The organism is Amycolatopsis sp. WQ 127309 (assembly GCF_023023025.1).
Taxonomy (GTDB): domain Bacteria; phylum Actinomycetota; class Actinomycetes; order Mycobacteriales; family Pseudonocardiaceae; genus Amycolatopsis.
Genome location: NZ_CP095481.1, coordinates 774,277 through 796,803, shown reverse-complemented (window position 1 = coordinate 796,803; position 22,527 = coordinate 774,277). Strand labels below are relative to the sequence as shown.

The 22,527-nt window shown below is 71.2% G+C and carries 21 protein-coding genes; 19 read left to right on the top strand and 2 right to left on the bottom strand.

Annotated elements, in window-relative coordinates; genetic code table 11:
- Window positions 1–71 precede the first annotated feature (71 nt).
- The 13 genes from MUY22_RS03085 (at window position 72) to MUY22_RS03025 (ending at window position 14,785) form a co-directional block, all read left to right on the top strand.
- Window positions 72–1,220, top strand: coding sequence for a serine hydrolase domain-containing protein (locus MUY22_RS03085; RefSeq protein ID WP_247056817.1), 1,149 nt, complete (start codon window positions 72–74; stop codon window positions 1,218–1,220).
- Between the two features lie 941 nt (window positions 1,221–2,161).
- Window positions 2,162–2,347 carry a hypothetical protein gene (locus tag MUY22_RS03080; protein WP_247056815.1) on the top strand — a complete coding sequence of 62 codons (186 nt, stop codon included), beginning with the start codon at window positions 2,162–2,164 and terminating at the stop codon, window positions 2,345–2,347.
- Between the two features lie 209 nt (window positions 2,348–2,556).
- Entirely contained in the window at window positions 2,557–5,049 is a 2,493-nt protein-coding gene (locus tag MUY22_RS03075; RefSeq protein WP_247063611.1) for a CHAT domain-containing protein, read from the top strand.
- Window positions 5,050–5,177: 128 nt separating this feature from the next.
- Window positions 5,178–5,861 carry a GNAT family N-acetyltransferase gene (locus MUY22_RS03070; RefSeq protein WP_247056813.1) on the top strand — a complete coding sequence of 228 codons (684 nt, stop codon included), beginning with the start codon at window positions 5,178–5,180 and terminating at the stop codon, window positions 5,859–5,861.
- 87 nt (window positions 5,862–5,948) lie between these two features.
- Window positions 5,949–6,548, top strand: a complete 600-nt coding sequence (locus tag MUY22_RS03065; RefSeq protein WP_247056811.1) for a hypothetical protein — start codon at window positions 5,949–5,951, stop codon at window positions 6,546–6,548.
- A 402-nt stretch (window positions 6,549–6,950) separates the two neighbouring features.
- On the top strand, window positions 6,951–8,270 hold the full coding sequence (locus MUY22_RS03060; RefSeq protein WP_247056809.1) for an MSMEG_0569 family flavin-dependent oxidoreductase: 1,320 nt from the start codon (window positions 6,951–6,953) through the stop codon (window positions 8,268–8,270).
- The gene (locus MUY22_RS03055; RefSeq protein WP_247056808.1) at window positions 8,267–9,106 is read left to right on the top strand and encodes an amidohydrolase family protein; all 840 of its coding nucleotides are present in this window, start codon (window positions 8,267–8,269) and stop codon (window positions 9,104–9,106) included. Before MUY22_RS03060 ends, MUY22_RS03055 begins: the two co-directional genes overlap by 4 nt.
- A gap of 4 nt (window positions 9,107–9,110) precedes the next feature.
- Window positions 9,111–9,623, top strand: coding sequence for an MSMEG_0572/Sll0783 family nitrogen starvation response protein (locus MUY22_RS03050; RefSeq protein WP_247056806.1), 513 nt, complete (start codon window positions 9,111–9,113; stop codon window positions 9,621–9,623).
- 9 nt (window positions 9,624–9,632) lie between these two features.
- A complete protein-coding gene (locus MUY22_RS03045) occupies window positions 9,633–10,703 on the top strand; it encodes an MSMEG_0568 family radical SAM protein (RefSeq protein WP_247056804.1) in 1,071 nt (356 codons plus the stop codon).
- 1 nt (window position 10,704) lies between these two features.
- On the top strand, window positions 10,705–12,075 hold the full coding sequence (locus MUY22_RS03040; RefSeq protein ID WP_247056802.1) for an MSMEG_0567/sll0787 family protein: 1,371 nt from the start codon (window positions 10,705–10,707) through the stop codon (window positions 12,073–12,075).
- Complete coding sequence (locus MUY22_RS03035; RefSeq protein ID WP_247056800.1) at window positions 12,072–12,902, top strand: carbon-nitrogen hydrolase family protein; 831 nt, start codon at window positions 12,072–12,074, stop codon at window positions 12,900–12,902. The genes MUY22_RS03040 and MUY22_RS03035 overlap by 4 nt, the downstream gene beginning before the upstream one ends.
- Window positions 12,903–13,733: a carbon-nitrogen hydrolase family protein gene (locus MUY22_RS03030; protein WP_247056799.1), complete on the top strand. Its 831-nt coding sequence runs from the start codon at window positions 12,903–12,905 to the stop codon at window positions 13,731–13,733.
- Window positions 13,733–14,785: an MSMEG_0565 family glycosyltransferase gene (locus MUY22_RS03025; protein ID WP_247056797.1), complete on the top strand. Its 1,053-nt coding sequence runs from the start codon at window positions 13,733–13,735 to the stop codon at window positions 14,783–14,785. Before MUY22_RS03030 ends, MUY22_RS03025 begins: the two co-directional genes overlap by 1 nt.
- Here MUY22_RS03025 and MUY22_RS03020 read toward each other — a convergent pair.
- On the bottom strand, window positions 14,769–15,227 hold the full coding sequence (locus MUY22_RS03020; RefSeq protein WP_247056795.1) for a hypothetical protein: 459 nt from the start codon (window positions 15,225–15,227) through the stop codon (window positions 14,769–14,771). The genes MUY22_RS03025 and MUY22_RS03020 overlap by 17 nt on opposite strands.
- Before the next feature lie 182 nt (window positions 15,228–15,409).
- Here MUY22_RS03020 and MUY22_RS03015 point away from each other — a divergent pair, with 182 nt between their 5' ends.
- The 6 genes from MUY22_RS03015 to MUY22_RS02990 all read left to right on the top strand — a co-directional run bounded on the left by MUY22_RS03015 (window position 15,410) and on the right by MUY22_RS02990 (window position 20,690).
- Window positions 15,410–16,600, top strand: a complete 1,191-nt coding sequence (locus MUY22_RS03015; protein WP_247056792.1) for a PP2C family protein-serine/threonine phosphatase — start codon at window positions 15,410–15,412, stop codon at window positions 16,598–16,600.
- Window positions 16,597–18,138, top strand: a complete 1,542-nt coding sequence (locus MUY22_RS03010) for an ATP-binding protein (RefSeq protein ID WP_247056790.1) — start codon at window positions 16,597–16,599, stop codon at window positions 18,136–18,138. Before MUY22_RS03015 ends, MUY22_RS03010 begins: the two co-directional genes overlap by 4 nt.
- A complete protein-coding gene (locus MUY22_RS03005) occupies window positions 18,135–18,575 on the top strand; it encodes a response regulator (protein ID WP_247056788.1) in 441 nt (146 codons plus the stop codon). The genes MUY22_RS03010 and MUY22_RS03005 overlap by 4 nt, the downstream gene beginning before the upstream one ends.
- Window positions 18,576–18,621: 46 nt before the next feature.
- Window positions 18,622–18,981, top strand: a complete 360-nt coding sequence (locus MUY22_RS03000; protein WP_247056786.1) for an STAS domain-containing protein — start codon at window positions 18,622–18,624, stop codon at window positions 18,979–18,981.
- A 41-nt stretch (window positions 18,982–19,022) separates the two neighbouring features.
- Window positions 19,023–19,448: an ATP-binding protein gene (locus MUY22_RS02995; protein WP_247056784.1), complete on the top strand. Its 426-nt coding sequence runs from the start codon at window positions 19,023–19,025 to the stop codon at window positions 19,446–19,448.
- Window positions 19,449–19,511: 63 nt separating this feature from the next.
- Window positions 19,512–20,690 carry an HNH endonuclease signature motif containing protein gene (locus tag MUY22_RS02990; RefSeq protein WP_247056782.1) on the top strand — a complete coding sequence of 393 codons (1,179 nt, stop codon included), beginning with the start codon at window positions 19,512–19,514 and terminating at the stop codon, window positions 20,688–20,690.
- Window positions 20,691–20,865: 175 nt separating this feature from the next.
- On the opposite strand, the gene MUY22_RS02985 is transcribed toward MUY22_RS02990, so the two are convergent.
- Window positions 20,866–22,488: a phospholipase C gene (locus tag MUY22_RS02985; RefSeq protein ID WP_247056780.1), complete on the bottom strand. Its 1,623-nt coding sequence runs from the start codon at window positions 22,486–22,488 to the stop codon at window positions 20,866–20,868.
- Window positions 22,489–22,527: the final 39 nt, after the last annotated feature.

The window sequence follows — 22,527 nt, the reverse complement described above, 5'->3', positions numbered from 1 at the left end:
TGCCCGGAATACCCCGGTGAGGCCCCGCCTTGCACCCTGGCGCAGGCGTCGTGATCACTGAGGGAGCCGCCATGTCGTCCGAGCACATCCAGGGAACCGTCGCCGACGGGTACGAGTCCGTCCGCGACGAATTCGCCGCCGTCGCGACCGACGAAGGCGGCGACTATGCCGCCCAGCTCGTCGCGCACGTCGCCGGCGAACGCGTCGTCGACCTGTGGACCGGCCCGGAGATCACGGCCGACTCGCTGACCGGCGTGTTCTCCTCCACCAAGGGCGCCGCGCACCTGGTGGTCGCGCTGCTGGTGCAGGACGGCGTGCTGGACCTCGACGAGCGCGTCAGCCACTACTGGCCGGAGTTCGGCGCCGCGGGCAAGGCCGCGATCACGCTGCGGGACCTCCTGGCGCACCGCGCCGGCGTCGTCGGCGCGGACCACGGGTTCACCGCCGAGGAGATCGCCGACGACCGGATCATCGCCGAGCGTCTCGCGCCGCAGAAGCCCTACTGGCGCCCGGGGACGGCGTTCGGCTACCACGCCCTGGTGATCGGCGCCCTGACCGGCGAGGTCGTCCGGCGGGTGACCGGCCGCAGCATCCAGGAGCACTACGAAGAGCGCGTGCGCAAGCCGTACGACCTGGACTTCTACCTGGGCCTGCCCGAGGATCTGGAGCCGCGTTTCCTGACTACGCAGCCGATGCTGCCGACCCCGGAGCAGTTGGCCGCACTCGAGGCGAACGCGACGGGGCCGGACAGCCTCACGGCGATCGCGTTCAACCGCAACCACCCGGAGGCCCCCGAACTGTGGGACCTCCCGAACCTCGAGCAGGTCCGCCAACTGAGCCCGGCCTCGGTGGGCGGAGTGGCATCGGCACGAGGCCTGGCGGGAATGTACGCGGCGGCAATCAGCGGCCCCGAACCCCTCCTGACCCCGGAAACGGCAGCGGACGTAGCCCAGATCCACTCGATCGGCGACGACCTGTCGACACGAGGCCCCAACGCTTTCGGCTTGGGCTTCTCGGTCGTCTCGTACGACTACCCGGTCCTGGGCCAGGGAGCATTCGGCCACAGCGGAGCGGCGGGCTCCCAGGCGTTCGCAGACCCCCGAACAGGCTTGGCGTACGGCTACAACCGCCGCAGGTTCGCCTTCCCGGGCGGCGCGGCCCCGGAGAACACCCGCCTGATCCAAGCGGTCCACACATCGGTGATAGCAAAGCGCGCTTGACCCACAGACGCTACCGACGCTCTCGGCCGCCAAGCCCGGACCACGAAGGCCCAGACTCCGAAGCACGGCCGGGAGCACCGGATCGCCTAGCAACAAAGAAGTCTCCGCTACGCCCACCGACGCCTGCGGGGTATGCCAATCGAGCCCCGTAGGCGTCCGCAGCCGACCATCCCGTGGTCCCGCGATCGGCAAGGCCTCCCGCCATGCAGCCGACAGCCTGCATGCCGAGGGAACGTCAGTGGCTGAGTAGGTTCGCTCGCGTGCACCGCCACCAGCGGCGGTGTCGTGCCCACATGCCCCGCGGCCTGGCCCGGCCAGCGCCAGCGCGACATCGCGCGGGTGGCGGACGCCGCCGTCGGCCCAGACGTGCTTGCCCAGCTCGCGCGCGGCGGCCGCACGCCGGGCAGACCGCTGCGGCCGCCGCAGAGATCCACAAGTCCCGCGCCCGAGCCGCGGCCCGCGGCTCGGGCGCGCGCCCACCCTTCTCGCGCTGCCGTCACTCGACACCATCGCCTGCCGCGCCTGCCGCGCCTGCCGCGCCTGCCGCGCCTGCCGCGCCTGCCGCGCTCGCAGTCGGCGCACCGAGGCGTCGACCAGCCGCGGCCAACCAACGACGCACTAGACCACCTGAGCGCACGCTCAGTCGCACTCCGTGACCGGTGGCACGCGTCGACCCGCATGGCCCCGACCGCCCTAGTCCACTCAGTGGCGATGCACGCGCTGGTCAAAGCCGTTACAGGGTTCACTCGTTAGGACGGTTTGGCGCGCGCGTCTGCCCAGTTCACGCCGATCGGACTGACTTTCCGTAGTGAAAGGCCTCCCGATCACTGCTCCGTTGTGCAACTATTGGTCCGTTCGCGGGGAAGAGGGCCCCGCAGCGAGGGACTCACCGTCACCGGTCAGCGTCCCTATGAAGATCCCCAGGGGAGAGGAGATCGACCATGTCGACGCCCACGGACACCAAGCCCGAAGAAACCCCGGAGCCGGTCGAAAAGGCCGGCCCGGTGGTCCCGCACCCGGAAGCCGACGAGCACGGCTGGGTGCACCTCGGTCACGATCACCCGAAGAGTGACGGACCGGTCATGACGCCGAACTGCGGGTCGCCCTGCTACCAGGTCGCGCGCTGAGCTTCACCGAGCTGTAACCGCCCGCCTGCCGATCTTCGACCGGTAGGCGGGCTTCATTCTGTTACCAGCTGTGCTGTCATAGGAGAGTGCCTGTGACAAACCTGGACCCGTCCGACGTCATCGAGAGGGTCCGCACCCTTCAGAAGGCCGCCACTGACGCGTCTTGCGTGGGTCGCTACCGCGAGGGTGTCAGGTTGCTGCGTCGGGGAATGGGCATGCTCGACTCCATCTACCCGGTGCACGACGAGCACCACACCGACTGGCTGGTCACCCGGATCCGGCTGGCCAGCACCTTGGCGGCGATGTCGACCGAGATCACCGGGGACGTGCCGGCGGGGCTGGCCGGACTGGACGATGTTCGGCTGCTCGTCAGCACCGTGTCGGACTTGGTGCTTCGAGCCGAGCTCAACGGCTCTCTCAACCACAACTACGCCGTGAAGCTCATGACCGTCGGGCGCTACGAAGAGAGCATCAAGTACTTCGACCAGTCGATCGAGCACCACGAGTACCGGTTGGAGAAGGGTCCGAACCCCGAGGCCCGCATGGGCGCGTTCGTCCAGACGCTCTCCACGCGTGGCTGGTCGCACACGAAGCTGGGCAACGTCGGGCAGGCCCGCGAGGACCTGACCCGGTCGATCGAGCTGGCCGAGAAGTACGAGCTGGGCACGGTCGCCGCGGACGTCCGGCGGACTCTGGGGGGCTTGGCCCAGCGCACCGGGGACGTTCCCGAAGCCCTGCGGCTGTACGAGGAGAGTGAACGCACCTACCGCGGCCTGGGCCGAGAGATCCCGGCTCTCCTGCAGCTCGAACAGGCGGAAGCGCTCTTGTCCGCCGGGCTGGCCGAAGAGGCCTCCGGGCACCTCGACGAAGTCCTCGAGCTGATGCGGAATGAGCAGGTGATCACTCGCGAACTGGCGTTCGCGGAGATCCACCGGGCATCGGCCGCTCTGCTCAACGACGAACTCGAACTCGCCCGGCAGATGGCGGCTTCGGCGCGGCGTGGCATGCAGCGTGCGGGGTGCCGGACGTGCACGGCCAACGCGACGATCGTCGGGTTGCACGCGGACACGCGCCAGGCGTTGCGCGAGGACACCGTGCCTTCGGCGTTGCCCACGCGGGCGATCAACACCGCCGAGAAAATGTCGCAACCGCAGCTGGTCGACCAGGCCGCTACCGCTCGGATGCTCGCTGTCCGGCTCGACATCCGGCGGGGGAACCTCAAGCGGGCCGCCGAGACGCTGCAGAAAGTGCCGCGGCCCGGGCAGCTGACTCCGATCGACTACCGGATGCTTCGGCGGCTCTGCCGGGCCGAGCTGGCCGTTGCTCAGGGGAGCCGGGCCAAGGCGCTCACCGAGATCCGGTCCGGGCTGACCGAGCTCGACGCCGTCCGGGATCGGATGGGTGGGCTGGACCTCGTGTCCGGGACCGCGTTGCACGGTCAAGAGCTCGCCGACCTCGCCGTGAAGCTGGTGCTGGAGCGCAATGACGCCCGGCGGCTCTTCGTCTGGCTGGAGCGGACCCGTGCGCAGACCTACCGCTACGAACCGCTCTCCGCCGGGACCGATCCCGAGCTGGCCGCGCGGGTGGCCGAGGTGCGGGGTCTCGGGCAGGCCATCCAGGAGGCCCAGCACGACGGGCACCCGATCGCGGGCCTGCGCGCCAAGTACAACGAACGCCTGCGGGAAGCCCAGCGGCTCGGCTGGCACACCGGGCGCTGGGGCCGGCCGCGGCCGGTGGCCGGGTTGGGCGAAGTCGTCGGGCAGCTCGGCGAGCGGGCCTTGGTCAGCTTCGCCGCCTCCGGGGACGAGCTGGTCGCGGTGGTCGTCGCCGGGGGTGAGTGCCGGCTGGTGCGGCTCGGGTCGGCCGGGGACGCCGCCGAGTCCGCGCGCGTGCTGAACGTCGACCTCGACGCGCTCGCGCCGGACAACCTGCCCGAGCGGCTGGCCGAGGTCGTCATGGTGTCGGCGCGCAAGCAGGCCGACAAGCTCGACGCGCAGCTGATCCAGCCCCTGGAGAAGCTGTTCGGCGACCGTGAGCTCGTCATCGTTCCCACCGGGCCGCTGTACGCCGTGCCGTGGGGCGTGCTGCCGGGGCTGCGGGGCCGGCCGACCGTCGTCGCGCCGTCCGCGACCGCGTGGCTCGCCGCCGAGCGGACGAAGCTGTCTCGCGCCCGCAAGATCGTGCTCGTCCGCGGGCCGGGGCTGGCCGGCGCGCGCGGTGAACTCGAGAAGCTGACCACGCACTACCGCACCGCGACGACGATGACCGGCGCCAAGGCGACCGTGAAGTCCGTGCTGCGCGCGATGGACGGCGCCAAGCTGGCCCACTTCGCCGCCCACGGCGCGCACGAGCCGGAGAACGCGCTCTTCTCGCGCCTCGAGCTCGCCGACGGCGCGCTGTTCGGGCACGAGATGGCCGGATTGCGGCAGCCGCCGCGGCAGGTCGTGTTCGCCGCCTGCGAGCTCGCGCTCAACCGCATCCGGCCGGGCGACGAGGCCCTCGGGTTCGCCAGCGCCCTGCTGGCGAGCGGCTCGCGGACGGTGATCGCGCCCCTGTCCCGCGTCGGCGACCTCGCCTCGGCCGCCGCGATGGACGACTACTACCGGGCCCTCGCGGTCCGCGACAGTCCCGCGCTGGCCCTGGCCGACGCGATCGCGGTCGACCCGTTCCGCCGCCCCTTCGTCTGTCTCGGCGCCGGCTGACGGTCGTTTCGCCCGACGTAGTCAGGTGGATCTGTTCTGTCTGCTTCGGCGCCGGTCGGCAGTGGCCCGGTCCGAGAACCTCGAATTGGCTCTGTGGGCTGGGCCAATCCCGTCTTAGGCTGCCCGGCATGACCAAGCGTCTGCAGCAGGCCTGCGACAACGCCGTCGCGATGTGGACCATCCTCGGCCGGGCTCGTGGCCACGACGTCCGGGAGCACGACGGCTTCGTGGCGATCGACGGCCCGGCCGGCGTGCGGATCATGCTGACCACCCCGGATCCCGGGGAAGACCCGGCGCCGACCGCGAAGACCTACCAGGACGGCGGCCGCGCCCTGATGGTCGAGGATCCCTTCGGCACGCTCGACCTCACGACCATCGGGATGACCGCGCGCTCCCTGCCGGTGATGGTGCGCGAACCGGCGCCCGCGCCCGAGCCCGCCGGTGTCCGCCGTGTCGAGACCGGCGGCGACCTGGTCCGGGCCGGGCGCATCGTCGTGGACGGCTTCCCGCTGGAGCACTACCGGGCCGACGACGTCTTCCCGCCGTCGCTGCTGGAGCAGGACGGTCCGGTCTTCTTCACCCTCGGCGACGCGGGTGCCTGCCTGACCATGGCCCACGGCGGCGTCGGCGGCGCGTACTGGGTGACGACGATGCCGGAGCACCGCTCGAAGGGCATCGGGCGGACGCTGATGCACGCCGTGCTGCGGCAGTTCGACGGCCTGCCCGTGACGTTGACCGCCGCTCGGGCGGGCAAGCCGCTCTACGACTCCCTGGGCTTCACCAGCGTCGGTGACGCGCACTGGTGGAGCTGACGGCACACGGTGGACTCCACCCTGTAGTCGCCCAGTAGGGTGACCCCCGTACGCGGCCAGGTGACGCCGGCAGGTGGAGGTCCTTCGATGGCACGCACGGGCGGTGAGGGCGAACTCCCCTCGGTCGCCGAACTGGTGAACCTCTCGCAGACGAAGCCGCTGATGATCCGCGGTGAACTCGACGCGAAGCTCGCCGAGGAGCTTGCCGCCGAACCCGAAGAGCCCAGACCCGACCCGCTGGCGATCCTCGACGCCGAACTGGCGGCCGAAGACGTCGCTGACGACCGTCCGCTCGACGCCCCGCCGGACGACCGGCCGCGACGTACGCAGCCGTTCGTCATCGGGGCGGTCGCGGCCGTCGCGCTCGGGCTGGCCGCCGTGGTGCTGTTCCAGCCGCACGAGGTCGGCGGGACGGCTGTGCCGCCGCCGGGGGCCGCCGCGCCACCGCCGCCCGCGACCTCCAGCGAGGCCGTCGCGACGTTCAGCGCCTCGGCCGAACCGCCGCCGCTCACCGCCGGGCTGCAGGACACCCCCGTCAAGACGACGAGCCGGCCCGTCGCCGGACGTAAGCCCGCGAACCCGGTGGCGACGTCGTCGACGCCGCCACCGCCCGAGGACCAGTGGCGCGACATGGTGAGCTCGGCGATCAGCTCGTGGCAGCACGGGCACGGCCGCCCCGGTCGCTGACCCGCCCCGCGGTCGTCGGAGCCTTGCGGTGCCGCCGCTGCCTGACGACCGGTGACGCGGTACGGCCGCTGGTCCGCGCCGCGATCATCGGCTCGCCGGAACTTCGCGGCGCTGCCGAAGCTCGGTGGCGCAGCATGGCGACCGGTCGCTGGTTCGCGCCGCGGTCGCTTGTCGGAACCTCGCGCCGCCGCCATCCGCAGGCCGGAGACGCGACCCAGCCGTTGCGGGAGCTGATCCGCGCCAACAGCCGGTCGACTACCACGATTCCCTGTGCTGCAACGCATCGCGGCCGCCCGAGTGTTAACCGGGCGCGGGGCGAAGCGTTACTCAACGGCGTTCTGGTAACGCGCCGATGTTCCGGATGAAACCGTCCGGAAATGGTTCGCCGTTGCACTGATCGGCATGAACTTCGAGCTCGACGGCCTGCACCGGCCGGTGATCGTGGTCGGCGGCGGCCAGGCGGGACTCTCGATGTCCCACTGCCTGACCTCCGCCGGAGTCGGGCACCTCGTGCTCGAACGCGAGCGCGCGGGGCACGAATGGAGGACCCGCCGCTGGGACAGTTTCTGCCTGGTCACGCCGAATTGGCAGTGCCGGCTGCCCGGTTTCCCCTACCCGGGTGATGATCCGGACGGTTTCATGGTCCGGGACGAGATCGTCACCTACCTCGAGTCGTACGTGAAGGCCTTCGACGTCCCGCTGCGCGAGGGCGTCGAAGCGAAGCGGCTGCGGCCGCTGCCCGGCGGCGGGTTCCGGCTGACGACGTCGGCCGGCGAGCTGACCGCCGACCACGTCGTGCTGGCCACTGGCCCGTACCAGGTGCCGTTGAAGCCGCGGCTGGCCGAGCGGTTGCCGGAGCACGTCGTCCAGTTGCACTCGGCCGAGTACCGCAACCCGGCCCAGCTGCCCGACGGCGACGTCCTGGTCGTCGGCACCGGGCAGTCCGGCTGCCAGATCGCCGAAGACCTGCACCTCGCCGGACGCCGCGTGCACCTCGCCGTCGGGTCCGCGCCGCGCGTCGCCCGCCGCTACCGCGGCCGGGACGTCGTGGCCTGGCTTGACGAAATGGGCTACTACGCCCGGGGAATCGACGAGTTCGCCGACGCGGACGCCGTCCGGTTCCGCGCCAACCACTACGTCACCGGACGCGACGGCGGCCACGACATCGACCTCCGCGCGTTCGCCGCCCAGGGCATGCGGCTCTACGGTCGTCTCAGCAGCATCCGAAATGGACAGCTGACGTTCGCCGACGACCTGCGCCGCAACCTCGACGCGGCGGACGCCGTCTCCGAGGGCATCAAGGACTCCATCGACGCCTACATCGCGAAGCGCGGGGTAGCTGCGCCGAGGGAGGACCGCTACAAGCCGGTCTGGGAGCCACAGGGCAGCCGGAAATCCCTCGACGCGGAAGCGCTTTCCGCGGTCGTCTGGAGCACCGGCTTCGGCCGCGACCACCGCTGGATCGACGTCCCGGTCTTCGACGGCAAGGGCTACCCGACGCACCACCGCGGCGTCACCAGCTGCCCCGGCCTGTACTTCCTCGGCCTGCCCTGGCAGCACACCTGGGGTTCCGGCCGGTTCTGCGGTGTCGCCGCCGACGCCGAGTACCTGGCCCGGCGGATCACCGGAGGCGGCCGCGGCGACGTCCGCTGGCTGTCGGGCACGCCGGTCAGCACGTACCCGGCCGACGACGACTGGGTCGCACCGAGGACGGTCGCATGAAGCGCTGGACCAACGACGCCCATCGCCACCTGGGCGTACTGCCGGCGTTCCCGTTCTACGGCGGGCCGCCGGTCGCTCCCGCGATCGGCAGTCGCGCGACGATCGGCGAACTGCTGTCCGACCTCGACCGTGAAGGTACCGAACGCGCGCTGGTGATCCCGAACTACGGCGTCCCGGACCCGGCGATCGCGTTCTCCTTCAACGAGCTTTGCGTCGAGGCGGCGGGCAAGGACGACCGGATCAGCGCCGCGCTGTGGGTGTCGCCGCGAGCCGAAGACGCCGTCCGGACCGACGACGCGTTGAAGCTGGCCGGCGAGGACGGCGTGCGAGCGTTGAAGCTCAGCTTCCTGCTGGGCGGCAAGGCATCCGACCCCACGTGCAAGCTGCAGCTCGACAAGATCTTCGCCACCGCGAGGGAACACGACCTCGTCGTGCACGTCCACACCTCGCCGGGTGCGGCGTCGGACATCGACGAGGTCGGCAAGCTCGTCGACGCTTACGCCGGCGACGTCAAGCTGCACCTCGTCCACTTCGGCGGCGGAATGAGCGGGCACATCAAGCTCGTTGGCGGCCGCTTCTTCGACTGGATCGCCGCCGGGAAACAGGTCTACACCGACCTGTCCTGGGCGATCGGCTTCACGCCGCGCTGGCTCGTCGAGGAGATCTCACGCCGGGGCCTCGGCCACGATCGTGTGCTCTTCGCCTCCGACGAACCGTGGGGCGATCACGAGGGCGAACTCGCCAAGCTGGCCGCCGCGGCCGGCGACGGCGAGCTCGCCGACCTGGTTTTCCGCGGCACGTTCGACGTGCTGTACGGACCGAAGAAAGGGAAATAGACCGATGGCAGAGCTGACCGACACCGAAAAGACCAGCCTCGACGAGATCCCGCACCCGTCGCTGCCGCAGGGCTCCAACCTGTACGGCGGGACCAAGGTCTTCCCGGACTACCAGGCCGAACCCGGCCAGAGCTACTTCACGCTCGTGCACGGCATCGCGCACGAGTCGTCAGTGAGCTTCGTGGCGATCCTGCAGGCGACCCGCGCGCTGCGGAAGGGCTTCGAAGCCGCGATCTACTTCTACGGCCCGGGTTCACTGAACTGCCTGGCCACGCGCGGCTTCCCGACCACCGGCAACGCCGCGTTCCCCGGCGAGCTCAACATCAACGACCAGCTCAAGACGTTCATCGGCGAGGGCGGCAAGGCCTACTGCTGCCGCTTCGGCCTGTCGCTGCACGGCGCACGCGAGGAGGACCTCATCGAGGGCGTCATCCCGACGCACCCGCTGGACGTCCAGGACGCGTTGATCCACTACGCGCGCAAGGGCGCGATCATCAACTCCACCTACATGCTCTAGGGAGCGGTCGTGCGCGTTGGTATCGAAGAGGACCTGGACACCCGCGCCGACATCGCCGTCCGCGGGGTGCGAATGGACGCACCCGTACAGCGCAGCAAGGGCGCCGGGCCGAGCGACGACGGCCACCTGGTGGTCGACGGTGCCAACGCCACGCTGCCGCTGAACCCCGAGAGCCCGTACGTGGTCCGGGACGGCCGCATCTTCCGCGAGACGATCGACCTCGGCCTCAGCGTCGCACCAGTGGACCGTCCGCGGTTCTACGACCTGTCCACGGCGGACGGTGTGCCGTACCGGAAGATCGCCCTGCTGCACGGGAAGGACGTCCTCGCGACGACGGTCGTCCAGACGTGCATCCGGTACGCCGAGGACCAGCGCTGCCGGTTCTGCACCATCGAGGAGTCGCTGCGAGCGGGGTCCACGGTGGCCGCGAAGACGCCGCAGCAGCTCGCGGAGGTCGCCGAGGCGGCAGTGCGGCTCGACGGCGTCCGGCAGATGGTGATGACGACCGGCACTACGTCCGGGCCCGACCGCGGCGCCCGGCACCTCGTGCGCTGCGTCCGCGCGGTGCTCGACGCCGTGCCGGGCCTGCCGATCCAGGTGCAGATCGAGCCGCCGGGCGACCTCGGCGTCCTCGAGGATCTGCGCGACGCCGGGGCGACGTCGATCGGCATCCACGTCGAGTCGCTGGACGACGACGTCCGGCGGCGCTGGATGCCGGGCAAGTCGACGGTGCCGATGGCGGAGTACGAGGCCGCGTGGGCGGAGGCGGTCCGCGTCTTCGGCCGCAACCGCGTCTCGACGTACCTGCTGATCGGCCTCGGTGAGGACCCGGACTCCCTGGTGGAGGGGGCCGGACGGCTCATCGACATGGGCGTCTACCCGTTCGCCGTGCCGATGCGGCCGATGGCCGGGACGCTGGCCCGGCGCGACGGCGCGACCGCACCTTCGCCCGCGCTGGTCGCGGACGTCACCGGCCGCATCGCCGTGTTGCTGCGGGCGGCCGGGATGACCGGCGCCGACCAAGGTGCGGGCTGTGCCGCGTGCGGCGCGTGCGGCCTGCTCAGCGCGGCGGGGGGCTGACGTGGACCACGACATCCTCGCGTTGCTGGGTGACGTCCGCAGCGTCGCGGCGCGTCCGGCGTTCTCGATCGGCGAAGCCGACCACAGTGGACTGACCGCGTACCGCACGTTGCGTCACGAGGCGTTCGTGGCGCGGCAAGGACTCTTCGCCGGGCACGACCTCGACGACCACGACACCGACCCGCGCACCCTGTTCCTGGTGGCGAGGGACGCGGCGGGCGAAGTGCTCGGCGGCGTCCGTCTCGGCCCGGCGACCGACGGTCCGGACCTCGGCTGGTGGCAGGGCGGCCGCTTGGTCGTCGCCCCCGGCTCACCGGCCGGGATCGGCTCCGCGCTGGTCCGCGCGGCCTGCGCGCGGGCCGAAGCCGAAGGGGCGTTGCGGTTCGAGGCGACCGTGCAGACGCGCACTGAGCGGCTGTTCACCCGGCTCGGCTGGCAGCGGGTACGGCCGGTGGCCGTCGCCGGCCACGACCACGTGCTGATGCGCTGGCCGATCGGCCGGATCGCCGCGCTGGCCCGCTCGACCAAGGCCGCGCTCGGCCCGCTGCTGCGAGGGATGACCGGGGTACCCGGCTTCGTCGGTGACGACGGCGTCCCGCTGCCGGGCACCGACGTCGTCGCGGCCTGCGACGCGATCATCCCGTCGATGGTCGATCGCGACCCGGAATGGGCGGGCTGGTGCTCGGTCCTGGTCAACCTCAACGACCTCGCCGCGATGGGCGCCACGCCGACCGGCCTGCTCGACGCGCTGGGTGCGCGTGACGCGTCCTTCGCCGCGCGAGTCCTCGGTGGACTGCGGAAGGCGAGCGAGGCGTACGGCGTCCCGGTGCTCGGCGGCCACACCCAGTTCGGCGTCCCGGCTTCGCTGTCGGTCACGGCGCTGGGCCGCACCACCGACCCGGTGCCCGGGGGTGGCGGCAAGCCGGGTGAGCGTGTCTGGCTTACCGCCGATCTCGCCGGCGGCTGGCGGCCCGGCTACACCGGACGTCAATGGGACTCGACGAGCTTCCGCCGCACGCCCGAGCTGCGCGAACTGCTCGGCTCGGTCGCGAAGGCGCGCCCGGCGGCGGCCAAGGACGTCTCGATGGCCGGCATCGCGGGCACCCTCGGCATGCTCGCCGAAGCGTCCGGCTGCGGCGCGGTCCTGGACGTCGACAAGGTGCCACGGCCGCGCGGAGCGTCCACAGGGGACTGGCTGACCTGCTTCCCCGGCTTCGCGATGCTCACCGCCGGCACGCCCGCGCCCGCCGGGCCGGCGGTCACCGCGGACTGCGGCGAACTGGTCGCGGGCACCGGCGTCACGCTGCGCTGGCCCGACGGCGAACGGACGCCCGCCATCGACGGCGGCGTCACCGGATTGGGGAACTCATGACGACACTCAGGATGGCTGCGGTCGCCGCGCCGTTCGACCGAGACCTCGAAGGCGACTTCGCGCGCATCGAGAAGCTGATCGGCGAGGCGAAGGCCGAGGGCGTGCGGCTGCTGGCGCTGCCGGAGGCGGCCCTTGGCGGCTATCTCGCCAACCTGGACGGCGGCGCCGAAGGGCCGCCCGCACTTGACGTCGACGGTCCGGAAGTGAAGCGGCTGGCCGCGCTGGCCGGCGACCTCGTCGTCACGGCGGGGTACTGCGAACTCGCCGGCGGCCGCCGCTACAACTCGGCCGTCTGCGTGACCGGCGACGGCGTCCTCGGGAACCACCGCAAGGTCCACCAGCCGCTGGCCGAAAACGCCAGTTACGGCGCCGGCCGCGGGTTCGCGGCGTTCGACACGCCGATCGGGCGCCTGGGCATGATGATCTGTTACGACAAGGCTTTCCCCGAATCCGCGCGGGCGCTCGCGCTGGACGGCGCCGAGGTCGTCGTCTGCATGAGCGCCTGGCCCGGCAGCCGCACCAACGCGGCCGCCGACCTCGCGCAGGACCGCTGGAAACGGCGGTTCGACCTCTTCGACCGGGCCCGCGCGCTGGAGAACCAGATCGTCTGGGTCTCGGCCAACCAGTCCGGCACCTTCGGCGACCTGCGGTTCGTGGCCGGGGCGAAGATCGTCGACCCGGGCGGCGAGATCGTCGCCGACACCGGCGTCGCCGAAGGGATGGCGATCGCCGAGATCGACGTCCAGGCCGCGCTCGCGACCGCGCGCCGGTCGATGGGGCACCTGGCGGACAGACGCCCGGATGCCTACCCCGTTAGTGTCCCGTGAATGGGGCAGATCCGGATCGCCGCCGTCGCCGCGCACTTCGGCCGCGACCTCGACTTCGACCTGCAGCGCATCGCGACGCTGATCGACCACGCGCGCTCGGCCGGCGCCGCGCTGCTGGTGCTGCCGGACGCGGCCCTCGGCGGTTACCTCGCCGACCTGCGCCATCCGGACCCGGAGGCGCTCCCGCCGGCCCTCGACCCCGACTGTCCGGAACTGAAGACGATCCAGTCGCTCGCCGCGGAGATGGTCGTGTGCGTCGGTTACTGCGAAGCCGACGGGCCGCGGCGCTACAACTCCGCGGTGTGCGTCACGGGTGACGGCGTGCTCGGCCGGCACCGCAAGGTCCACCAGCCGCCAGGGGAGAGCATCGCGTACGAACCGGGCGCCGAGTTCGCCGCGTTCGACACGCCGGTCGGGCGGGTCGGCATGCTGATCGACTACGACAAGACGTTCCCCGAGTCGGCCCGCTCGCTGGCGGTCGACGGCGCGGACATCGTCGCCTGCCTGAGCGCGTGGCCGACCAGCATCACCAACCGCGCGCCGCGGATGGCGCAGGACCGCCAGTCGCGGCTGTTCGACCTCTACGACCAGGCGCGCGCCGCGGAGAACCAGGTCGTGCTCGTGTCGTCCAACCAGACCGGCGCGATGGGCGGCATGCGGTTCCTCGGCCAGGCCAAGGTCGTCGGCCCAGGCGGCGAGATCCTCGCGCGGACCTGGTCCAAGGCCGGCATCGCGGTCGCCGAACTCGACGTCGAACAAGAACTCGCGAACGCCCGCCGTGTGCTGCACCACCTGGGGGAACGGAAACCCGAGGTCTACCGGGAGGCCTGATGCGCATCGCCCTGCTGAGCTACTCGACCAAACCCCGCGGCGGCGTCGTGCACACGCTCGCGCTGGCCGAAGCCCTCGCGGCGCTCGGCGAGGACGTCACGGTGTGGACGCTCGGCCGCGGCGGCGACGCGGGGTTCTTCCGGCCGGTGGACCCCGCTGTCCGATTGTCGATCGTGCCCTTCCCGGACGTCCCCGGCGAGAGCGTCGGCGCGCGGATCCTGCGCTCGATCGCGGTGCTGCGCGCGGCATTCACGCCGGACGCGTACGACGTCGTGCACGCGCAGGACTGCATCAGCGCGAACGCCGTCGACGCTTGCGTCCGGACGATCCACCACCTCGACACCTTCACCACGCCGGAGCTGGCGGCCTGCCACGAACGCGCGATCGTCCGGCCGTACGCGCACGTCTGCGTGTCGGAGTCCGTGGCCGCCGAGGTGCGCGACGGCTGGGGCATCGAGGCGACCGTGATCCCCAACGGCGTCGACTACGACCGGTTCGCCAACGCCCGCCCCGATACCGGCCGAGGACGTTATGTCTTGGCGGTGGGAGGGATCGAGCCGCGCAAGGGCTCGCTGGACCTGCTGGAGGCGTACGCGCTGCTGGCCGAACCGGACGTCCGCCTGGTCATCGCGGGCGGCGAGACGCTCTTCGACTATCGCGAGTACCGCACTCGCTGGGAGAAACGCGCCGCCGAACTGGGCGTCGAGCCGGAGGTGCTGGGCCCGGTCGAGCACGACGAGCTGCCGTCGCTGATGGCGTCCGCCGCGGTGTTCGCCTTCCCGTCGACCAAGGAAGGCTTCGGGCTGGCCGCGATGGAGGCACTGGCCGCCGGGGTGCCGGTGGTGACGCGTGACCTGCCCGTGCTGCGCGAAGTCTTCGGCGAGGTGGCCCGCTTCGCCGTCGACCCGCCCGGTTTCGCCCGGGAGCTGCGGACCGCGATGGCGGGGGGTGATCCGGCGCCGGGCCGCGCGCTGGCGCAGCGGTACACGTGGCCGGCGGCCGCGGCAGCGCACCGGACGTTCTACCGCTCCCTGCTCAGCGGCGGCGCTTGAAGTACGCCGCGGCGTCCGCGCGGAACATCAGCGTGAACCCGGCCATCGACAGGCCCAGCACGAGCAGGAACGCCAGGCCCCGCACCAGGTCGCCGGTATCGCGGGCGGACGCGGCGAAGAGCGCGAATAGCTGCAGCACGACGTCGAGGACGCCCAGCGCGCCGGCGATCGCGAGCACGACGCGCGCCCACCCGGCACCGCGGAACACGCCGTACACCAGTGACGCCCACAGGCCGGCCGCGACCACGAACGCGAGCACCGCGACCGGCGCCGGCAACGTCGTCGCCAGCAATGCGTCGCGCTCGCCGGTCCCGCCGGCGCCGGCGCCCGGCGTGGCGTGCCCGCCCAGCAGCCGGCCGAGCAGCGAACCGAGGAACCAGCACGCCGTCGCGCCCCACCACGCGAAGGCCGCGCGCCGGACCGGTGCGGGCGGCTCGGACATAACGGCAGCGTAGGCGCGGGAACCCAGGTAACGGGACCGCCGCGACCCGAACCGTTATGCACGCGGCGGAACACTGGGGTGCTATAAATCGCTACCCCCGGCGGGGCCGTGTGGTCGTAGGCGGCCGCGCCCGGTGCCGCTAGGGTGATCGCCTGCAAGGTGCCGCTGAACGGGAGAATCCGGTGACCGCCGACTCATCGTGGGATCCCCGCACCCGCTTGCGCGTGCTGCTGATCGAGGACGACGACGGCGACGCGCTGCTGGTCGACGAGATGCTCGCCGACACCTCCGTGCCGGTCGCGCTCGAACGCGTCGAGACCCTTTCCGCGGCCCTGGCCGCGCCGCTGACCGCCGACTGCGTCCTGCTCGACCTCCAGCTGCCCGACGCGAGGGGGCTCGGCGGGCTCACCCGCCTCGCCCAGCACGCGCCCGGCGTCGCGGTCGTCGTGCTGACCGGCCAGCACGACCAGGCCACCGGCGTCGCCGCGGTCGCCGCCGGCGCGCAGGACTACCTCGTCAAGGACCAGGTCGACGGGCCGCTGCTGGTGAAGGCCCTGCGCTTCGCCCGCGAACGCAAGCGCGCCGAGCAGGTCGAGCAGCAGTTCCTCCAGCAGCAGCTGCTCGCCCGCGAGAACGCCCGGCTCGAGCGCGGCCTGCTGCCCAGCCCGCTGCTGCGCGACCCGCACCTCGAACTCGCTTCCCGCTACCGGCCCGGCCGCAACGGCTCCCTGCTCGGCGGCGACTTCTACGACGCCATCGAGCTCACCGACGGCAGTCTCAACATGATCATCGGCGACGTCTGCGGCCACGGCCCGGACGAGGCCGCGCTCGGCGTCGCGCTGCGGATCGCGTGGCGCTCGCTGGTGATGGCCGGCCTGCCGATGCCCGACGTGCTGAGCATGGTCGAGCGGGTCCTGGTGCACGAGCGGATCGAGCCGCTGTTCGCGACGGTCTGCATGGTCGTCGTCGCGCCGGACCGAAGATCCCTGCGCCTGTCGCTGGCGGGGCACCTGCCGCCGCTGCTGCTCACCCCCGGCGACGGGCACCTGCTCTCCGGCGAACGCCTCGGCGTCCCGCTCGGCGTCGTCGAGGGCACGAAATGGGAGGCCCTCGACGTGCCGCTGGACCCCGGCTGGTCACTGCTGCTCTACACCGACGGCGTGTTCGAAGGCCGCGTCGGCGCCGGGTCCGAACGGCTCGGCCACGAGCGGATGGCCGAGCTCGTGCTCGACATCCGCCACCAGGACGGCCTCCACGGCCGCGCCCTCCTCGACGAACTGATCGCCCGCGCCGAACGCCTCAACTCCGGCCCGCTGGACGACGACGTCGCCCTCGCCCTGCTCAACCACATCCCCGGGGAGACCGGCCGATGACCGGGACCGTGCGCGGCTGGCCGATCCGCCGCTGGCTGACCCTGCTCGCCGTGACCGAGGCCGTGCTGCTGCTCGCGGCCCTGGCCGGCGGCGGGATCGCGTTGAACAACCTCACCGACGCCCGCAACCGCCTGCTCGACGTCATCGGCTCCCAGCGGCTCGCCGCCATCCAGCTGTCGACGGCCATGCTGAACCAGGAGACCGGCGTCCGCGGTTACCAGCTCGGCCGGCAGCCGGACTTCCTCACGCCCTACACCGACGGCGTCCGCTCGCAGGCCGACGCCGTCAGCCAGCTGCGGCAGCTCGGGGCCACGCCGGGCACGCAGATCGGCGACGACCTCGACCGCGTGCAGCGGGCCGCGTCGGCCTGGCAGGCGACGATCGCGCCCACCATCGCCCCGGCCGCGCCCGCGGTCACCCCGGCGCAGGCCGACCGCAGCCGTACCCAGTTCGACGCCGTGCGCGGCGCCCTCGACGCCCAGGCCGCTCACCTCACGACGCTGCGTGGCGAAGGCCGCGCCGACCTCGACAGCGCGGCGACCTTCCTGACCGCGATGCTCGTCGCCGTCGCCGTGCTCATCCTGCTGCTGTTCGTCCTGCTGTTCCTGGGGCTGCGGCGCGTCATCACGCGGCCCATCCTGCGGCTGGCCGGCGAGGTCCGGCACGTCGCCGACCAGGACATCCACCGGCCGGTCCGCGGTGACGGGCCGATCGAGCTCGTCCAGCTCGGCAGTGACGTCGAGGCCATGCGGCAGCGGATCCTCGACGAGGTGGCCGAGCTGGAGCGGGCGCACGCGCTCCTGGACCGGCGGACGCACGAGCTGGAGCGGTCCAACGCCGACCTGGAGCAGTTCGCGTACGTCGCTTCGCACGACCTCCAGGAGCCGCTGCGGAAGGTGGCCAGCTTCTGCCAGCTGCTGCAACGGCGGTACACGGGCCTGCTCGACGAGCGCGGCGAGCAGTACATCGAGTACGCCGTCGACGGCGCCAAGCGCATGCAGGGCCTGATCAACGATCTCCTGTCGTTCTCCCGCGTCGGCCGGAAGCCGGGGGAGCACGTCGTGGTCCCCGCGGGCGAACTGGTCGACGGCGCGCTCGCGAACCTCGAAGTCGCCCTCTCGCTCAACCGCGGCAAGGTGACCCACGACGACCTGCCCGACGTCCGCGTCGAGCCGGCGCTGCTGACGGCCGTCTTCCAGAACCTCATCGGCAACGCGCTGAAGTTCCACGGCGAGGTGCCGCCGGAGGTGCGCGTCACCGCCGACCGCGACGGCGACGACTGGGTGTTCGCGGTGCGGGACAACGGGATCGGCATCGAAGCCGAGTACGCCGACCGGGTCTTCGCACTGTTCCAGCGGCTGCACTCCCGCAGCGCCTACCCGGGCACGGGCATCGGGCTGGCCATGTGCCGCCGGATCGTCGAGTACCACGGTGGCCGGATCTGGCTCGACACCGAAGCCGGTGCCGAGGGTGCCACTTTCCGCTTCACCCTGCCCGCTCGGCTCGAGCGCGGCGCAGAGGAAAACGAGGACGCATGACCGAGGCCCTGCCCCCGATCGACATCCTGCTCGTCGAGGACGACCCCGGCGACGTGCTGATGACCCAGGAAGCGTTCGAGCACCACAAGATCCGCAACGCCCTGCACGTCGCGAGCGACGGCGTCGAAGCGCTTCGCTTCCTGCACCGCGAGGGCCCGTTCGCCGACGCGCCGCGGCCGGGGCTGATCCTGCTCGACCTCAACCTGCCCCGCAAGGACGGGCGCGAGGTCCTCGGCGAGATCAAGCAGGACCCGGCGCTGCGGACCATCCCGGTGGTCGTGCTGACGACGTCGGAGGCGGAGGAGGACATCCTGCGCAGCTACGACCTGCACGCCAACGCCTACGTCACCAAGCCGGTCGACTTCGAGAAGTTCGTCGAGGTGGTCCGGCAGATCGACGACTTCTGGGTCACCGTGGTGCAGTTGCCGCACCGCTGACGCGGGCGTTGGCGCCGGGGCGCGGATTGGGGCACGATAAGTGGCCGTGAGCCCTTCACCCCGGGATCTCCCCGCCACCGAGCTGGCGGCCACGCTCGACTGGCGCGGCCAGGCCGCCGTGCTCCGCGTGGCGGGCGAAATCGACCTGCTCAGCGCACCGGACTTCGAGGAAGTCGTCGACACCGTGCTCGCCGAAGGCCCCGAAGTGCTGGTGGTCGACCTGCGAGCGGTGACGTTCTTCTGTTCGGCGGGCCTGCAGGTGCTCGCGGCCGCGCACCGCAAACTGGCGGAGCACGCGTTGCGGGTTGTCAGTGATTCGCCGGTGACGTCGGGACCGCTGACGACCACCGGGCTCGACACGTGGATCGGCGTCCACCCGACGGTCGACGAAGCCCTCCGGAAGTGACGGGCACCGCGAGCCCCGGGCCGGGCAGAAAGGCGAACCCGATGCACGAATCCGCCGGGTCGGCGGCCCCGTTCCGCTGTCACGGCGTGGCTGCCGCACCTGAGGCGTTGCGGCGCCTGCGGCACGACCTCACGGCGTGGGCCCTGGCCGCGGGCGTCGAGCCGGCCCGGGCCCAGGACATCGCGCTGGCGAGCTACGAGGCGCTGGCCAACGTGGCCGACCACGCGTACCACGGCTCGGGCTCCGGCCTGGTCGACCTCGACGCAGCGATCCACGCCGACCGCGTCGAGGTGGTCATCACGGACCACGGCCAGTGGCGCACGCCGGTCCCCGATCCCCGCCCGGTTTCGTTGCGGGGCCGGGGGTTGATGTTGCTGCGGGCGAGCGCAGACCGGGCGGACATCGCGTCCGGCGAGGACGGGACTGTGGTGACTCTAGCCTGGGATCTGGACCCAGTGCGTCCGTAACTCTCCGCCTTTCGCCCGATCGTGTGATGAACGGGTGTTCGATCCTGAGCTAGTGTTCATGGTGTGGACGACGACCGGATGTGGCAGGCAGACGCGGTGGCATTAGCCGACCGCGTCGATGAGTTGGTGACCCGGATCCGTTGTGCGGAAGCGGAACTGGGCGCGGCGCTGGTCGAGATCGAGCGCCGCGGCGTAGACGAGCTGTTCGGATACCGTTCAGTGGCGAGCTTTCTGGCAGACCGGGCGGACATTTCCGCTGGTGTGGCAGGAAAGCTGATGCGGCGGGCGCGAGAGTTGAACGCGGATCCCGCGCTGGCCCCTGCCGCCGCCGCGGCGGCCCGTGAAGGCCGGCTAAGCAACCCGGCGATCAACACGATCCTCGACACGGTGCGTCAGATCCCAGACGAGTATCGAGCGGATGCCGAACGCGAACTGGTGACGCTGGCCAGGACCGCGGGCCGAAGACAGGTGGCCGTGTTGGGCGCGCACCTGCTGGGCCGCTTCATCCCGGACGCCACGTCTCCGCCTACTCCCGAGCGCCAGTTGTCGTTGCGGCGCAAAAGAACCGGCGTCTGGGAGCTACGCGGTCGATTCGACGACGAGACCGGCACTCGAGCCCATGCAATGCTGGATTCCCTGACCGAGCGCCGATCCGACAACCCCCGCTCTCCAAGGGAACGTTTCGGCGACGCGTTCTCGGACGTGATCGACCTGGCTCTGAACTCTCTCGAACTCCCGCGCCAGTCCGGCCGACGAGCCCTCACGCGCGTGACGGTATCCATCGCGGGCCGGAAATCCGGCACTGGCTTGACCTGTCTGGACGACGCAGGCGAGATCCCGGCAGCGGATGCCCTGATCCACGCGTGCGACGGCAGCACCATCTCCGCGGTACCGGACGGCGAGAGCGAGTCCCAGGACCCGAGCCGCCTCCGGCGCTTGATGACGGCGGGACTTCGCCGAGCCCTGCACTTGCATGGCCGAGGCTGCGCGTTCGGTGGTTGCCACCGACCACCCCGCCAGTGCCAGGGCCACCACATCCGACAGCAGTCCGAGGACGGCCCGGCGAGCTGGGAAAGTCCGGTCCAGCTGTGTGGCTACCACCACCGTCTGCTGCACGGGTTGGGCTGGCAGATCCACATCACCCCGGACGGCCTGGCGGAGTCCACCCCGCCGACGTCCCACGACCGACGCCGAAAACCCGATCGCAACAACGTCGACAGCCCACTGCCCAGGGCGGCCTGATCAGTGGTGAGTGCCCGGACGCAGGCGGGTCCGCGGCCGATCAGCTGACCGTGCCAGGAGTCACTCGCCGGTCTCGATGTTGATTTGAGTCGACACGGCAGCCGACCGTCCGCGCCCTGAACAGCAAGACGGGCTCGCGGCCAACCCCGGCCACGAGCCCGTCAAGCACCACAAACTACCGATGTGCTACGGCCCCGGTCTTCGGGTCGAGCGTCAGCTTCGACGCCTGAGGCCACCAGAAGTTGAACATGTTGGACATCGAATTGGCCCGTGAATCGTACGAACTGTCGCCGATGCGGCCGGCGAACCAGTTGTCCTCGATGAACTTCAGCACCGAGGTCTGGTCCGTCAGCGTGTGGTCGACGTGGTTCACCTTGCTGTACGGGGAAATCACCATCAACGGAAGCCGCGGGCCGTAGCCGCAGCGGTCCGCGTAGCCGCCCAGTGTCGTCTTCTTCGCGGTGCAGACGGCCTGGTCCTGCGAAGCGTCGTGAGAGCCGTTGATCACCGGGGACGAGACGTGGTCGTACCAGCCGTCCGAGTCGTCGTACGCCAGGACGATCGCCGTCGAGCGCCAGTCGGGGGACTGCTGGATCTTGTTGACTTCGTTGACCACGAACTGCTGTTCGTCCAGCGGGTCCGAGTAGCCCGCGTGACCGTCCTGGTACTCCGGGGCCTTCAGGAAGCTCACCGCGGGCATCGAGCCGGCCTGCAGGGAGTCGTTGAAGTCCGCGACGTCGTACTGGTGGTTCGCGCGGTCCGTCTGGCCGATCGCCTGGACCGACGACGGCGGCAGGTGCTTCGGGTTCGCCGTCGACGGGTAGTACTGGAACGGCTCGTGGTGCGGGCTGTAGTCCACCGCCGCCGCGCCGCCGATGTTGGCGTGCGTGGCGCCGCAGACCGCGTAACCGTTGGCCGAACCGGTCGGGCGGAAGCCGCCCTGGAACCAGCCCCACGTCACGTGGCGCTGGTTGAGCAGGTCGCCGACGTTGCGGCCGTGCATGGTCGCCAGGTTGTCCGTGCTCGTGTGGTTCTTGTCCGAGCAGTCGTCCCAGGCCGGGTCCGGGTCGTTGATCATCGTGCCGACGCCGTTCGCGTCCGGCGACTGGACCGCGTACGCGTCGCTGACCGGCTCGTGCGTCACCGGGTTCACGGCCTGGACGCCGTGCGTGTTGCCCGAGACGAGGTTGATCGCGCCCGGGGTCGACGGTCCGAAGTTCGCGTCGAACGAGTTGTCGTTCAACGAGTAGTGCTGCGCGTAGTTCCACATGCCCGTGACGGTGTTGCCGTCGAAGTAGTCCATCACCAGGCCGGGCTCGCCGAACAGCACCGGCTGGCCGGTGCACTTGTCCGTCTCGGTCTTCTCGACGAACTTGTCCATCTTGCCGCCGTTGAAGGCGGCTTGCTCCGCGCCGTAGTTGTGGTTCTGGTCGCAGGTCAGCGCCTGCTCGTGGGTGAGCCGTTTCGGGTTGTACGCGTTCGGGTTGTCGGCTAGCAGCTTGTGGTCCAGGCCGTTGACCTTCGGGGTGTTGCGCGCGGCCTGGAACGGCGTGCCGTCCGTGTTCGCCGCGTTCGGGTAGGTGCCGAAGTAGTGGTCGAAGGCGATGTTCTCGCCGAAGATGACCACGACGTGCTTGATCGGCGTCGAGGTGGGGATCCACTGCGCCGGGTAAGGGTGCAGCGGCTGGGCTTCCGCGGTGGTCGCCGCGGAACCGGTGGCGACGGCCAGCACGGCGACCGAGGCGAGTGCCCCGGCGCCGAGCAGGCCGCGTCGCCGCCGGCGGGGTCGGGTGTCCACTTCGGATTCCTCCTGGTGTTTCGTGTTGGTGGGGAACGG